At 32.1% G+C, this 14,013-nt stretch carries 16 protein-coding genes and 1 pseudogene; 13 read left to right on the top strand and 4 right to left on the bottom strand.

Annotated elements, in window-relative coordinates; all coding sequences use genetic code 11:
* Nucleotides 1–45 precede the first annotated feature (45 nt).
* Entirely contained in the window at nt 46–903 is an 858-nt protein-coding gene (locus ABW636_RS06175; protein WP_367589086.1) for a DUF4249 family protein, read from the top strand.
* Nucleotides 904–1,270: 367 nt separating this feature from the next.
* Here ABW636_RS06175 and ABW636_RS22560 read toward each other — a convergent pair.
* Nucleotides 1,271–1,494 (bottom strand): annotated as a pseudogene (locus tag ABW636_RS22560) (transposase); the annotation flags it as partial.
* A 246-nt stretch (nt 1,495–1,740) separates the two neighbouring features.
* On the opposite strand from ABW636_RS22560, the gene ABW636_RS06170 reads away from it, so the two are divergent.
* Nucleotides 1,741–2,973: a serine hydrolase domain-containing protein gene (locus tag ABW636_RS06170; RefSeq protein ID WP_367589085.1), complete on the top strand. Its 1,233-nt coding sequence runs from the start codon at nt 1,741–1,743 to the stop codon at nt 2,971–2,973.
* Nucleotides 2,974–3,581: 608 nt separating this feature from the next.
* A complete protein-coding gene (locus tag ABW636_RS06165; protein ID WP_367589084.1) occupies nt 3,582–4,451 on the top strand; it encodes a lanthionine synthetase LanC family protein in 870 nt (289 codons plus the stop codon).
* A 126-nt stretch (nt 4,452–4,577) separates the two neighbouring features.
* Here ABW636_RS06165 and ABW636_RS06160 read toward each other — a convergent pair whose 3' ends face one another.
* From ABW636_RS06160 to ABW636_RS06150, 3 genes are all read right to left on the bottom strand, one after another.
* Nucleotides 4,578–4,748, bottom strand: coding sequence for a hypothetical protein (locus ABW636_RS06160; protein ID WP_367589083.1), 171 nt, complete (start codon nt 4,746–4,748; stop codon nt 4,578–4,580).
* Between the two features lie 193 nt (nt 4,749–4,941).
* Nucleotides 4,942–5,109: a hypothetical protein gene (locus ABW636_RS06155; protein WP_367589082.1), complete on the bottom strand. Its 168-nt coding sequence runs from the start codon at nt 5,107–5,109 to the stop codon at nt 4,942–4,944.
* A 272-nt stretch (nt 5,110–5,381) separates the two neighbouring features.
* Nucleotides 5,382–7,109: a helix-turn-helix domain-containing protein gene (locus ABW636_RS06150; RefSeq protein ID WP_367589081.1), complete on the bottom strand. Its 1,728-nt coding sequence runs from the start codon at nt 7,107–7,109 to the stop codon at nt 5,382–5,384.
* Between the two features lie 512 nt (nt 7,110–7,621).
* On the opposite strand from ABW636_RS06150, the gene ABW636_RS06145 reads away from it, so the two are divergent.
* The 10 genes from ABW636_RS06145 to ABW636_RS06100 all read left to right on the top strand — a co-directional run bounded on the left by ABW636_RS06145 (nt 7,622) and on the right by ABW636_RS06100 (nt 13,923).
* A complete protein-coding gene (locus ABW636_RS06145) occupies nt 7,622–7,840 on the top strand; it encodes a hypothetical protein (RefSeq protein ID WP_367589080.1) in 219 nt (72 codons plus the stop codon).
* Nucleotides 7,841–7,923: 83 nt separating this feature from the next.
* On the top strand, nt 7,924–8,082 hold the full coding sequence (locus ABW636_RS06140; protein ID WP_367589079.1) for a hypothetical protein: 159 nt from the start codon (nt 7,924–7,926) through the stop codon (nt 8,080–8,082).
* A gap of 27 nt (nt 8,083–8,109) precedes the next feature.
* Nucleotides 8,110–8,268 carry a hypothetical protein gene (locus ABW636_RS06135; protein ID WP_367589078.1) on the top strand — a complete coding sequence of 53 codons (159 nt, stop codon included), beginning with the start codon at nt 8,110–8,112 and terminating at the stop codon, nt 8,266–8,268.
* Between the two features lie 26 nt (nt 8,269–8,294).
* Nucleotides 8,295–8,489: a hypothetical protein gene (locus tag ABW636_RS06130; RefSeq protein WP_367589077.1), complete on the top strand. Its 195-nt coding sequence runs from the start codon at nt 8,295–8,297 to the stop codon at nt 8,487–8,489.
* Nucleotides 8,490–8,511: 22 nt separating this feature from the next.
* A complete protein-coding gene (locus ABW636_RS06125; protein ID WP_367589076.1) occupies nt 8,512–8,667 on the top strand; it encodes a hypothetical protein in 156 nt (51 codons plus the stop codon).
* Nucleotides 8,668–8,741: 74 nt separating this feature from the next.
* A complete protein-coding gene (locus ABW636_RS06120; protein WP_367589075.1) occupies nt 8,742–8,888 on the top strand; it encodes a hypothetical protein in 147 nt (48 codons plus the stop codon).
* A 261-nt stretch (nt 8,889–9,149) separates the two neighbouring features.
* Nucleotides 9,150–9,482, top strand: a complete 333-nt coding sequence (locus tag ABW636_RS06115) for a hypothetical protein (RefSeq protein ID WP_367589074.1) — start codon at nt 9,150–9,152, stop codon at nt 9,480–9,482.
* Nucleotides 9,483–10,246: 764 nt separating this feature from the next.
* Nucleotides 10,247–10,387 carry a hypothetical protein gene (locus ABW636_RS06110; RefSeq protein ID WP_367589073.1) on the top strand — a complete coding sequence of 47 codons (141 nt, stop codon included), beginning with the start codon at nt 10,247–10,249 and terminating at the stop codon, nt 10,385–10,387.
* 152 nt (nt 10,388–10,539) lie between these two features.
* Nucleotides 10,540–11,787, top strand: a complete 1,248-nt coding sequence (locus ABW636_RS06105) for an HlyD family secretion protein (RefSeq protein ID WP_367589072.1) — start codon at nt 10,540–10,542, stop codon at nt 11,785–11,787.
* 6 nt (nt 11,788–11,793) lie between these two features.
* Nucleotides 11,794–13,923: a peptidase domain-containing ABC transporter gene (locus tag ABW636_RS06100; RefSeq protein WP_367589071.1), complete on the top strand. Its 2,130-nt coding sequence runs from the start codon at nt 11,794–11,796 to the stop codon at nt 13,921–13,923.
* The last annotated feature ends 90 nt before the right edge of the window (nt 13,924–14,013 follow it).

Raw genomic sequence — 14,013 nt, 5'->3', positions numbered from 1 at the left:
AAATAAAACGGTAAAAGAAAAATAAAAAACAATAAAAAGATACAAATGAAATATTTTCAAAATATAGTAATATTACTAATAAGTATTTGGTTAATAGGTTGTGAGACAGGTGTAGATTCGAGTGATTTGTTAAACAAAGCAGAATTGGTGGTTATTAACGGATATTTATCACCACAAATCACTACTTTAAAAGTACAAGTTTCGAAATCAAAACCAAGAGCAAGTACAACACCTATTAATGATTTGGTAATAAAAGATGCTACGGTTGTTATAGCCGATGAAAATGCTAATGAATTAGAACTTAATTATGTAGAAGATTCTATGAGTTATGAAGGCCCTGCTAGTGAAATGGAAATTATACCTGGTAAGAAGTATTTCTTAAAAGCGATGGTTAATGGTAAAGAGTATAAATCGTCTTGTAATATACCTACAACATTTATAGAAAAAATAGAGCATAAAGTACAAGTTAAGTCTAATGACTATAATGGAAACCGTTCCTTAAAAGTTACTATAGAGGATATCAAGGATCAAACTAATTTTTACATAGTAGGAGCAACTGTAATTCAATCGTTTGGGCAAAATACAACACCTAGTGAATCAATAGAAAATGTAGAATTTGAGTTAAAGCAGTTTGCAACAGATGTAGGAAGGGAAAATTCTATAATCACAGCCGATGGATTTTTTACTTTAGCAAGTGATGCATTACCTGATCCTGTATTAAAGATTAAAGTAACCAATACCGAAAAAATACTGTATGAAGCCTTACGGGCCACTTTTTTAAATGAATTTAATGATGGAGACCCTTTTGCAGAAGCCGTTATTGCACCTACAAATATAGAAGGAGAAAATGGTTATGGGGTCTTTGCGGGATATCAACTCGTAGAAAAAGAAATAACATTCTAATAAAAAAACGTTTTATTACGTTACTGTAGAAATACGATTTACAGAGATACTAAATAATAATGTATTAATAATTTACTACTCTTAGAATCGGTTTTAATGTACCCTATGAATAGCGAAGAAGAAGACCAAATATTACCGTTTTAACACGTTATTTACAGGGAGATATATCAGATGATTAGCAAGACTATGTAAAAAAATGGATTGCCAAATCAGCATCTAACAATGCATCCTATACCTAAACAATTAGCAGCCAAAGGACATCCTTTACATTGCTTCGATATTCTTTCTTTAAGGTCTGAGTACGATAATCTTTGAATACCTTTTTAAAAGGTATTTTCTCTTGATTTGTACAAGTGTAATAATCACCTTCACTGATGATATTCTCTAAATACCCCACTAAACATAATTTAAAGAAAACTACAGGATCAATACTCTTTTGACCCGAACGACCATAGTATTTTTTTGTTTGATGGTATAAAAATCTAAGTCCAATGCCTCTTTTAAGCGGCGATAAAAATTTTCTTTTCCAACTCGATTACTAAGCTTAAAATCTGTAAAAAGCTTCTCTTGATATATTTTCTTGCCTTGGATAGATCAAGATAAAAACTAATACTAACACAAAGAGTTAAATCAATCTTGTATTTTTGTTAACTTGTGCAACAGGCACACTGGCTATAAGTAATTGCTTGTTCTCGCCTGCTTTGTAAATTCCGCAGGAATTTTCAACTTGGTGTGTACTTGTAAAGTTAAGTGCTAAACCACGCAACTGCTCATAGCCAGAGCCGTTACCTGTAAGCTAAAAAAACGACATAGATTAAATTTAACTCAAAGTAATAGATGAAAAGTATAGTATCAATCTTAATATTATCAACAATAGTATTATCGTGTAGGCAAAATAAAGAAACAAGTAAAACACAAGAAAAAGACTATTATACTATAATAAATGATTCTTTAACTAAAGATTTAGAATCAGCTTTTGAGAAAGATGCTATTATTGGATTTTCTGTATCAATAGTTGATGACAAAGGTTTGATTTACGAAAATGGATTTGGATATACAGATATAGAGTTAACGAAAAAGTATACACCAAACACAACACAGAATATTGCTTCAATTTCTAAGACTTTGATAGGAATTTCACTCTTAAAAGCACAAGAATTGGGAAAATTAGATTTAAATGAACCAATAAATAAATATCTTCCTTTTAAAATCATAAATCCTAATTATCCTGATAAACCAATTTTGATTAAACATCTTGCTTACCATTCTTCTTCAATAATTGATGTTGACGAAGTGTATGTGAAATCGTATGTTTTAGAAAAATCTGAACATAACGACAATGAAGGTGTGTATGATTGGTTTAGTCTACCCGAAAATAAAATTTCACTTGTTGAATTTATCGAAAATAGCCTTACCGAAAACGGGAAATGGTATACTAAAGAAATCTTTGCCAATACAGAACCGGGGAAAGTAAGAGAGTATTCAAATATTGGGGCTGCTCTCTGCGCCCAGATTATTGAATTTGCAACTGGACAAGATTACCAATCTTTTACAAAGGATTATATATTAAAACCTCTAAAAATGACATCTTCTGGCTGGTCTTCAAAAGATATTGACACCACAAAACGTTCGAGATTATTTGCAAACAAAGATAAGCTTATAGCTGAGTATTCTTTAATTACTTATGCAGATGGAGGCTTTATAACTTCAAATAATGATTTAGGATTGTTTTTAACAGAATTAATGAAAGGTTATAAAGGGGAAGGCTATCTTTTAAGCAAAGGTAGTTACGCAAAACTATTTAAAAAGCAAAGATTTCCAAATGTAGAAACTGGTGAAGAATTTGGAATTTTTATGGAGTTTAGTAAAGAGTTTATAAAAATAAAAGAAAATGTAATTGGTCACAATGGTTCAGACCCAGGGGTTATGACCGCTATGTATTTCAATCCAAAAACTGAAACAGGCAAAATACTTTTAATTAATACAGACTCGGATTTCGATGATAATTTTTGGCCAGAAGTAGTCTCTATTTGGAATTCATTGATAAAATATGAAGCCAAATTGAAATAGTGAAAAAGCCAGCAGGTAACAATGCTAAAAATAATAGCGGTTTAATCGCTAGAACAAAAGTAAGTAAATATAAAAAAGGCCTGTGTTTAACTGAAAAGTTAGTGAGTAAAAATCCGCTACTATTCTTATACTAGACCGTTAGCACCAATGCTAAAAAATAATGGATAAAGATAAAATTCAAAAATATCTAAAAAAAACCAGAAAGACCCATAGTTTCTCCTTCTCCCAAGATTCCAGACGGTTCTCCAATCGGTAGTTTTAGATGTGATTTTAAACATTAAAAATAGTTAAGAAATTATAGCAGAGATTCTAGAATTTCGACTGGTGTATACCATAAGATATTGGTGTAAGTTTTATTTTTATTACATAAATGATTAATAAATAACGATTATCCGTTTTGTGTACTAATGATATTTTCAATGTCATTCCGAATTTATTTCGAAATCTTATTACATTCATAAATAACAACTTATAACAAGAACCTGAAACAAGTTGACAGTAATGAGTTAGTATGTATTGCGGACATTCAAAAAGAAAATTAAAGAATAATATATATACATGAATCTGGAAAGTCAGTTTAGAAAAAAGTTAAAAGAAATAGTGAGGTTTTGGATCGGGAAACTTCTAAAAATAAAGAAATAGGAGTATTGTCAGATACTTCTGGAGTAGCATTGTTTCAGTTTTACTATTCTAAGTTCTTGGATGATGATATTCATGCCGATAAAGGTATAGAAACCATTACAAAAATGGTAGAATATATTAATAGTGGTTTTAATTATCCAACATTTTGTAAAGGAATTGCAGGTGCGTATTGGGTATTAGAAATTCTTAGAGAAGAGGATTTTGTAGAGCTAGATGAAGATTTTCTATCGCATAGTGTTGATGGACATTTGCTAGAAGCGATAAGAGCAGATATACAAGAGGATAATTTTGATTTTTTACATGGCGCAATGGGGTATGGGTTTTATAAGGATACCTCTTTAACCTCGACATTCCCCAATTGGATTGTATCAGAAGCGGTTGATGATTTTAACTCGAGATTAGCCTGGTGCTATGGTGATTTGGGCATTGGGATCTTCTTATTACGTGTTGCCGAAACGTTAAAAGATGAGCAATTATATAAAGAATCCTTAGCAATACTCAAGAAGACCACAAAAAGAAGGGATAAAGAAGAAGCTTCAGTTGTTGATGCAGGACTATGCCATGGCGCATGCGGGATTCTGAATATTTATAATTATTTATATAAAAAAACAGGAGATTCTTTGTTTAAGTCGGCAGCAGATTTTTGGGCACAAGAGACCTTGCAAATGGCCACAGTAAAAGATGGGTTTGCTGGATATGCCGCATGGCATGGATCAAAAGAAAAATGGATTCCCGAGGTAAGTTTGCTAGAAGGTGTTGCAGGAATTGGACTGACCATCATTTCTTATTTAACCTCTGCTGAAATGAAATGGGATGAATGTTTATTGATTTCTTAGAATTTTAGAAAACGTTAGTTAGTATAACATTCTTTTTATTATCGAATTCTTATAAGTCTCAATAAGGTATAAACCCTGCAAATTAATTGCAGGGTAGTTTATAAAAAAAACTTGATTATTAGTTTCTTAACCGTTTTGACCATCGTTACCATTTGGATGATTATCTTTAGGATTAGGACAGTGTGAACCTGGCTCACCTGAGTTTTGATGACCTCCCAAAACATGTTTTTGGTCTAGTTTAGAAATTTTTGCTTTTGTAAAAGATAATTTTTTGATAGTAAATTTTTGTTTCTCCATTTTATGCGTTTATTTAATTAATTTTTAGAGTCGTAATCTATCCTAAAAACATCTGGATAGATTTAAAAGAAACCCAACTAGTTATCAAAATTTAGGAACTTTGACTTTTTATTGGACTCCAAATCGGTTTAAAACCTTGTACTCAAATTACAGGATGTTTTAGTTCATAAAAAAGTAAATGGTTATTAGTTTCTTAACCATTTTGGCCATCGTTACCATTACCATTACCTTGACCAGGTCGACAGTGCGAATTTTTTGGATTACCTGATTGATGACCCCCAAAAACATGTTTTAAATCTAGTTTAGAGATTTTTAGTTTCGTTAAGGATAATTTTTTAATCGTTTTTTTTTGTTTTTCCATTAGATGTGTTTTTTAATTATTTCGAAGTTGCAAGCTATCAAAAAAACATCTGGATGAATGTATAAGAAACCCTACTGGTTATCAAAATTCCGGAATTTTGATATTTGGTATTTTGTAAAGTGTTTATTTTTAGTTGTTTTTTTTAGAAAAGAGCAATAAATCTTCTTACATCTTTTTTTAGTTTATAGGATCCTAATGGATAAAATAGTACAGTTAGAAAGTAAATACAATTTAGAAATATAGAAATTCTTGAGTGTTGGGACATTTTAGGATCAAATATTTTGATTTTTACTCTTTTCTAATTCTTTAATATAATAGGATAGCTTAATACCCACTTGTCTATAAAAGGCGCTGGTAAAAGTCTCGGTAGTGCTATAGCCCATTTCGTTTGCAATAGCTTTTATGGTATATTTTCTAAGTGTAGTATTATTTTTTAATTCTTTTACGGCATACGCAATACGTAACTCATTGATATAGCTTGTAAATTTTTTCTTTTTATAATAATTAATAACCTGGGATAGATATTTTACATTAGTGTTCATGCCATCAGCTATAGATTGAATACTAATCCCTTGATGAAGGTATCGATGATCTTTTTCGAATTCATCTAATTTTTCCAAAATATGATTAACATGCTTAGGGGGTACTTTAATTTCTATATCAGAATCAATAACAGGAGGTTGTTCCTTTTGGTTTTTAGTAGCAACAGTAGGTGGTGTATTTATAAGTTCCTCAAAACGTATTCGATATAATCGTTTTTTTCTGTTTTGATAAAAAGCAAAGATTCCTAAGACTAGTAAAGCAATAAATAAAACCGCAATACCATAAATATAGTTGCTGTTTTTTATACCCAATTTTTTTATAATCGCTTTTTGTTCTTCTAATAGAAAAGGAATATCATAGTCTTCTTTGACTTTTTTACTTATAAATACTTTATCATTAAGATAGTTATCTAAAACGGTATTCAATTTGTTTAAATAAAGAACTTGTCTTTCAATATTACCCGTTGTGGCATAGTGGTTTTTTAAATATTCATAGGTCTTTACATATTCATACTTAGGGATAGATTTTAATATTTCTAATATAGAATCGGTCTTTTCGAAATTTAATAATGCTTTTTCTTTATGATCAATCGCATAGTAAGACTTAGCCAGATAAAAATAGCTATCAATAATTGCATTGGTCTCTTCATATTTAATCATTTGGGGTAATGCTTTTCTAATACTATCTATTGCAACCGTATAATTTTTAAAATGATATTGATTAATTCCTTCTTTAAGTATAAAAAAGTATTTCATTGTATTAAGCCCCTTGTCTGTATAACGATTAGCAATGTCATACCCTAGTTTACTGTAATATTGAGCAGAATCATTTTGTTGTAATGAAATAAAGGTTCCCGCAATTACAGATAATGCATTTAGCTGATTGTATTTACCCATTTGATTATCCAAAGAAGCATAAAACTTGGCACATTTTTTTAAAATAGGTATCGCTTCTTTTTTTTCACCCAGATGTTCGCTACGCACAATAGCCATTAAATAATCTATTCTATTGGATAGAATGTTATTGTTATAATGATTACTGTATGATTTGGCTTGTTTTAAATCATTGATAGTTTTTTCTATATCCCTTTCTAGGTATAAGAAATATTGTGCTCTTCTAAAATGGGCATAGGCAGGATATTTTTTTGAGGGATTGTTTTGGGTCATATTGATGACACTATCAAAATAGGATATATTAGGAAACTTAAAAACATTGTAATAGTTTAACATATATCCTTCTGCAATCCTAAAAGTATCTTTTACTTTTTTAGCTTTTTTAAGATAGGTTCTTAATATCTTTTTTGATAGTATCGAATCTTCTTTCACATATTTATAATACATGTCTTTTAATTCTTTATAACTTTTATCTGGTAAAGAATCCACTTGATTTTGTGCATTTGTAGCTATAAAAAAAAATAACCCTATAAAAAGCATAAATGAAGTACATGATTTGTTCATAGTATTTGAGAGGAGCATAGTTGAAAAAATATTGTCCACTATAAAAGGATGATTATGAGTTCTGGAAAAGCGTTAAAAATATTAAAAAATGTTAAGTGAATAAAAGGTTCCTAAAACAAATTTTTAATCATATGATAGATATAATTAGGAAATAGGAATGGAATCATAATTTTGAAGATGTTTACGATGCAAATATCAATATACGATATGATAAAAATCTTTTCGAAACATTCATTTTGTCTTTTAATTACCAAATAACTATCGAAATTCTAAAATATCGACCTATATGTTGAAAACATATGGTCGAACTAATCCCGGTTTTTCAGCAGTATTTTTAGCGTAATCTTTTACTGAAAATTTAAATCCTTCAAAATTCCTGAATATTAGTCAAAATTCAGGAATTTACTAATACATGTTTTGTTTTATGATAGTCTGTGAGCGTAGGTTTGTCACTGTCGATGCGCAAGGACAAAACAATAAAAGTTCAATTTTTAAAATTAAAACAAAACAAAATGAGAAATTTAGAATTAAAAGAGGTTAAAGAAGTAAATGGAGGTATGAGCCTTGGGTGCGGATTAGCTATTGCCAGTTTGGCATTCTCACTTGCAAGTGTGGGATTGTCTCCAGCTACAGGAGGAGCATCTCTATTCGTTTCACAAGCTGCTATTGCTGCAAGTGCAGCTAGTATAGGAGCAAGTTGTAGCCCAGGTAATGACGGTCAACCTCAGTAAAAGGTTGCTTATTTAAATATAAAATACATTCCCATAAGCTTGTATGGTTTATGGGAATATAAACAGAATTCAATTTAAAAATCATGAAAAGAAATAAGTTAACTCTTAAAAAGATTCAGATATCCAATTTAGAAATGAATACCATAAGAGGGGGAGCGGCAACTTCTTGTTTTCCAGATTGTAAAACGAATCAAAGTAGATCTAGATGTATACCGCCAGGACAAGATGGTCAACCATTGTAATTATTAACATTTAAAAAGTTAAACGAAATGAGAAATTTAGAAATAAAAGAAATTCAGGAAGTTAATGGTGGTGTTGTTGGACTAGGTGTTGCATTTGGTATAGGAGTGGCAATTGCAGCAACTACAGTTACGGCTAATAGTACAGGTCGCCCTTCATCATCTGGTAATGATGGTCAACCACAATAATTAATAACCTTTAAGAAATTAGGAAAATGAGAAATTTAGAAATAAAGGAAGCAGAATTGGTAAATGGGGGATATACCTCAAATCCTGATAGAGGAAGTGTACCTAACAGTTTTTTTGGGAGTGATGGTGGTTCCAGACCATCAGATGTTGCAAAAACAAAGAGGCAAGGATATTCGGTTCCTTTTAGACATTTACCAGGTCAATCCGGACAACCTCAATAATAATTATTAAAAACAATTCAAAATGAGAAATTTAGAAATAAAAGAAATAGTAGCTGTAAATGGTGGTATTTGCATTCCAGGAATGCCACAATTACCTGGATTACCGGGTCAACCTGGAGGTTCATATTGTTCATGGAAAAGTCCTTTTCCTGAAGGGTGGCCACCAATGCTCCGTTAGGACAGTTTGTAATTTAAAGAACGATACCTGATGCATTTTTTAGCATCAGGTTGTTTTAAATCAATTTTTATTATATGAGTTCATCCTTTTTTAGAAAAGAAGCAATAGAGAATACTACCCAACGTCTTTTAGGAGATGTACTTTTACTAAGACCTTTATTATTTTGGGTGTATACTCTTGCTATATTGATTATAGTGAGTGTGGTAGGTGTATTTTCTTGAAGATTAGTCAAAATTCAGGAGTTCCTTTATACCTGTTTTGTTTTATAATGGCTTATAGAATTATGTTTGTCTTTAGCATGGTAGGGGAATAAGACGTAAAAAATAGTTTTATCAAATTCTCCTTAAACAATCCAGATTCCGGAATATCGCTCGAAATTCCTGAATACTCGGTGTAAACCCTTGCAATCACAAGTTTTCTTAGGTTATGTTTGCTTTCATCAAAGCGCTTTGATAATTATTAATAATCAAAAAATTATAACAATGAGAGATTTAGAAGTAAAAGAAATTGAAGAAGTTAATGGTGCTTTTGGTAATTTTGTTTTCGGGGCTGCTGTAGGAGCAGTTGGTTACATGGTTACGCAAGCTTTTACTGGCGGAAGCATAACTGCAGCTGGGCTAGGAGGAAGTATGGTAGCAGGAGCAGTAAGTTCTGGTTTTAGCGCTTTGGCAGGTGGCGGTAGAGCGGCTACAGCCTACTTTAGTACTACAGGTGCTGCGGCAGGTGGGGCAACTCATCAAGCAATAACACACGGGCAACGTGTTTATGGTGCTCAAGGTACACCAGGCCAAACTGGGCAACCAGGAAATATTTAATAAGGAAAAATTGTATCAATGTTCTGCTTATATAGCAGAGGATGATGTATTTTGAATAGATCAGAAAACAAATAGTTTGTTATTGTTAGAAGATCTTTTTATACAAAGTAAAATATAAAAGAGAGTTCTAATAACATGTCAGAAAATATAAGTATTAATAGCATTGTTATTGATAATAGTTTTAGTAAGTATTCTTTTGATTACTAAATCTTAATAAATACACTTTCAGGCTGTTGTTAGATCCTCTTTTTAAGTTATGGCACAGTAAGAATAAGTTTTTAGCTAATTCTGGGCTTCAAAATAGCATTCTGTTAAGAATTTTGTATCTAAAACAAGGAGTTCGGAAATAAAACTTAGTCTCGATACGATTTTTCTTCATTTTACTTTGAAAAATCACTCCTTTAGATTAGCATTGAGATATTTTATACCTTAAAGAACGGAAAAGGTACGCTGTCTATTCACTTTAAGTTTTAGTAGGAATTCGAGAATATGATGTAAATCTTTAAATAACAAATAAAGAAAATAGTAATTATTATATTATTTATTCTTTAGATTAAATAAGTAGATCTGGTTAGCTTTCTTAAAAACACTTAAAATTCTCGAATATTAGTCGAAATTCAGGAATTTCCTTATACATGTTTTGCTTTATAATAGGCCATAGAAGTATGTTTGCCTTTAGCCATGTATTTTGATTTATAATAATATATAATAATTAGAATCAACATTATGAAAAATAACAAATCAAGAAAATTGAATATTAGAGAATGAAGATTTCAAATCTTCAATTACAACAAGTGAATGGTAGAGCTCATGGTTCATGTGTGCCCACTTGTCAACCGATAAAAAGTTTTAGTGTATGTAATCCAACAGCACCGGGAAGACCAAGCGAAAATGGCGAATGTTAATAAAGTCGGGTTAAAACTAGGTATAAGAAATTCTTTGGTTAGATTATATAGATTTCTTGCACCTTATATCCGGGCAATCTTTTGTCTTTGTGCAGAATAGATATAATGATTTAAACACAAAACTGATCACAACATCTAATTAAAATTAAAAAATGAGTTCATCCCTTTTTAGAAAAGAAGCGATAGAAAATAATACACAACGTCTTTTAGGAGATGTGCTTTTACTAAGGCCTTTATCCTTTTGGATCTATACCCTGGCTATATTGATCATAGTGAGTGTAGTAGGAATATTATTGGCTTTTGGCACCTTTGCCCGTCGCGAAATGGTAACCGGGTATCTCATACCAGATAAAGGGGTGGTACGTGTATATGCTCCTTTTAATGGAGTTGTCGATCAACATTATATCACAGATGGCCAGCAAATTACCAAAGGAGAAAATTTATTCGAAATCGTTACAGAACGGGGTACCAAAGACAGTTTGAGTATTCAGCAGCAACTCTTAAATAGATTACTAGAGCAAAAAAATAATCTGGAACAAAGAATTGATGATGAAAAAGGAGTCTTTGCCAGTGAAAATAACCGTTTGTCGATAACATTGGGGAATACTAATAGTGAATATGATCAATTACAGCAACAAATAAAAAGCCAGCAAGAAGAAGTAAACCTATCCAAAGAATTGCTTGAAAAATATAAAACGCTTAAACATAAAGGATTGATTTCTGAAGAAGAATTACTTCGTAAAAAGAATGATTTCTTTACCAAAAAAACTGCCATAGATGCAGCAAAACGATTGCTAATCACCAAACGCACCGAGATTACGAATACACAAAAACAATCAGAGCAACTCCCACTTAGAAAAAATAATCGGTTACAAGAGTTACAAAACCAATATGCACAATTAGAAGAACGTATTATAGAATTAAAAAATAGTAGTTCGTATACCGTTAAAGCTCCTGTAAATGGTCGAATTACAGCTGCACAAATGACCATTGGGCAAAGTGTTTTTTCTACAAGTCCTATACTAACCATTATACCAGAAAATACCATACTATATGCCGAGTTGTTTTTACCATCCAGAGCAATTGGTTTTGTTAAAAAAGGGCAAAAAGTATTGTTACGATATGATGCATTTCCATACCAACGCTATGGATTGTATGAAGGTACAGTGATCCAAATTGCAGAAACGGTAATTAATCCAACAGAAGCATCAATACCTTTGCCTATACAAGAACCCGTCTATCGAATCAAAGTAGCATTAGATCAGCAGACCATTAATGCGTACGGAAAAGAAATGTTATTACAATCGGGCATGTCTGTGGCGGCTGATATTATTTTAGAGGAAAGAAGTTTAGGGCAATGGCTACTAGAGCCTATATATAGCCTAAAAGGAAAATTATAAAGTATTATGGAGAATCCTGTACATTTATTGCGTTATGGTTGGCGTAAAAATCTACCTGTAATTATACAAACAGAAGTTGCAGAATGTGGCCTTGCTTCTATAGCAATGGTAACTAATTATTATGGATATAAAACAGATCTAAACGCATTAAGACGTAAGTATTCGATATCATCGAAAGGAGCAACGTTGCAAGGTCTTATTACACTAGCCGATAATTTACAATTTAGCTCACGGCCACTACGTTTAGAGTTGGAAGAGCTTTCGCAGTTAAAAAAACCTTGTATACTACATTGGGATCTTAACCACTTTGTTGTTTTAAAATCGGTAAAAGGAAATAAGGTAGAAATACACGATCCGGCAGTAGGAGCAAGAACATTAAAACTGACAGAGGTTTCTAAGCATTTTACCGGAGTTGCACTAGAATTAACTCCAACTCCTGATTTTAAACCAAAAAATATTGCTAAAAAAGCAAAGCTATCTGATTTCTGGAGTAGAATTACGGGCTTAAAACGTGTATTGATTCAGGTTCTGGTACTTTCTATGGTATTGCAACTCTTTGCAATTGCGTCTCCTTTTTATATGCAGTTAGTGGTCGATGATGTAATTATAAGTAGAGATACAGATTTATTGATCATTTTGGCATTGGGGTTCGGAGTGATGCAATTAATTAGCTATCTCGTATCTGCTCTAAGAGGTATGGTAGTATTGTATATGGGAACTCAGCTCAATATACAAATGGCAGCAAACCTGTTTCGCCATTTATTGAAGTTACCAATGGATTACTTTGAGAAAAGACATATCGGAGATATCGTTTCGCGATTTGGATCACTCGAAGAAGTAAAACAGTTATTAACGACCGGCCTTATCGAGGCTGTGGTAGATGGTATTATGGCTATTGGACTTTTGGTAATGATGTTTGTGTATAGTACCACTTTAGCTTTTATAGTAATTGCTGCAGTAGCTTTGTATATCATAATTCGATTAGCACTATATCGTCCCTATAGAGAACTAAACGAAGAAGCCATAGTAGCTGATGCCAAACAAAATTCGAATTTTATGGAAACTGTTCGTGGTGTACAAAGTATTAAATTATTTGGTAATGAAAATCAACGACAAACGGTATGGCATAACTACTATGCAGATGCGATGAATACCGGTATTCGAATCGGGAAGCTTAATATTGGTTATAACCTAATTAATGGTATTTTATTTGGAGTAGAGAATATTGTAGTGATCTATCTGGCCGCAACGTTGGTTATGGATAGTTTAATGACCATTGGTATGTTGTATGCATTTATGTCATATAAAAACCAATTTACAGGTAAAGCCTCAGCGCTGGTCAATAAATTTATTCAGTTTAAGATGTTATCGCTACATATGGAAAGGTTAGGAGATATTATCCTTTCTGAAGAAGAAAAAGATATCGATAGCCAAAGACAGTTACCAATGGTAAAGGGAGAACTAAACCTAAAAGATATCAGTTTTAGATATTCTGATAACGAACCCTATTTGTTTAAAAACTTGAATTTTACGATAGCGGACGGAAAATCGATGGCAATCATTGGGGCTTCTGGCTGTGGTAAAACTACCCTCATGAAAATTATGCTGGGATTACTCAAACCAGAAACAGGAGCCATAGAAATAGATGGATATGATGTTAGAAAAGTAGGGTTACGATCCTATAGAAGCTTGATCGGTACGGTGATGCAAGATGATCAATTGTTATCAGGTAGTATCGCAGATAATATTAGCTTTTTTGATCCAGAGTTTAACCAGCAATGGATAGAGCAGTGTGGCCAGATGGCTGCCATACATCATGATATTATGGCAATGCCAATGGGATATCATACTTTGATAGGGGATATGGGAAGTAGCTTATCTGGTGGACAAAAACAACGTTTATTGCTGGCAAGAGCATTGTATAAAAAACCAAAGATCTTGTTTTTGGACGAAGCAACCTCTCATCTTGATGTTGGACTAGAGTCTATAGTCAATGAAACCGTAAAAAAGCTAAATATTACCAGAATAATTATCGCACACAGACCCGATACTATTGCAATGGCAGATCATGTAGTAGCCTTGCAAAACGGAATCATTCATGCTGTAGAACAACCCAAAGTAACTGCTGTGGCGTAAAAAACTATGAGTATGTTTTTAGAAACTTACCTTTGGTATACTTAGTTAATGTATTTAATTATCGGTGTGATATGTGATTGCGAGAATTAA

It is taken from the genome of Aquimarina discodermiae (genome assembly GCF_040786235.1).
Taxonomy (GTDB): domain Bacteria; phylum Bacteroidota; class Bacteroidia; order Flavobacteriales; family Flavobacteriaceae; genus Aquimarina.
Note: the sequence above shows the minus strand (reverse complement) of the source record. Positions and strands in the feature narration are given on the sequence as shown.

What these genes read in the sequence shown, in the direction of transcription:
- ABW636_RS06175 (WP_367589086.1), top strand. Translation starts at nt 46, where the DNA reads ATGAAATATTTTCAAAATATAGTAATATTACTAATAAGTATTTGGTTA.
- ABW636_RS06170 (WP_367589085.1), top strand. Translation starts at nt 1,741, where the DNA reads ATGAAAAGTATAGTATCAATCTTAATATTATCAACAATAGTATTATCG.
- ABW636_RS06160 (WP_367589083.1), bottom strand. Translation starts at nt 4,748, where the DNA reads ATGGAGAAACAAAAATTTACTATCAAAAAATTATCTTTTACAAAAGCA.
- ABW636_RS06155 (WP_367589082.1), bottom strand. Translation starts at nt 5,109, where the DNA reads ATGGAAAAACAAAAAAAAACGATTAAAAAATTATCCTTAACGAAACTA.
- ABW636_RS06150 (WP_367589081.1), bottom strand. Translation starts at nt 7,109, where the DNA reads ATGAACAAATCATGTACTTCATTTATGCTTTTTATAGGGTTATTTTTT.
- ABW636_RS06145 (WP_367589080.1), top strand. Translation starts at nt 7,622, where the DNA reads ATGAGAAATTTAGAATTAAAAGAGGTTAAAGAAGTAAATGGAGGTATG.
- ABW636_RS06140 (WP_367589079.1), top strand. Translation starts at nt 7,924, where the DNA reads ATGAAAAGAAATAAGTTAACTCTTAAAAAGATTCAGATATCCAATTTA.
- ABW636_RS06135 (WP_367589078.1), top strand. Translation starts at nt 8,110, where the DNA reads ATGAGAAATTTAGAAATAAAAGAAATTCAGGAAGTTAATGGTGGTGTT.
- ABW636_RS06130 (WP_367589077.1), top strand. Translation starts at nt 8,295, where the DNA reads ATGAGAAATTTAGAAATAAAGGAAGCAGAATTGGTAAATGGGGGATAT.
- ABW636_RS06125 (WP_367589076.1), top strand. Translation starts at nt 8,512, where the DNA reads ATGAGAAATTTAGAAATAAAAGAAATAGTAGCTGTAAATGGTGGTATT.
- ABW636_RS06120 (WP_367589075.1), top strand. Translation starts at nt 8,742, where the DNA reads ATGAGTTCATCCTTTTTTAGAAAAGAAGCAATAGAGAATACTACCCAA.
- ABW636_RS06115 (WP_367589074.1), top strand. Translation starts at nt 9,150, where the DNA reads ATGAGAGATTTAGAAGTAAAAGAAATTGAAGAAGTTAATGGTGCTTTT.
- ABW636_RS06110 (WP_367589073.1), top strand. Translation starts at nt 10,247, where the DNA reads ATGAAGATTTCAAATCTTCAATTACAACAAGTGAATGGTAGAGCTCAT.
- ABW636_RS06105 (WP_367589072.1), top strand. Translation starts at nt 10,540, where the DNA reads ATGAGTTCATCCCTTTTTAGAAAAGAAGCGATAGAAAATAATACACAA.
- ABW636_RS06100 (WP_367589071.1), top strand. Translation starts at nt 11,794, where the DNA reads ATGGAGAATCCTGTACATTTATTGCGTTATGGTTGGCGTAAAAATCTA.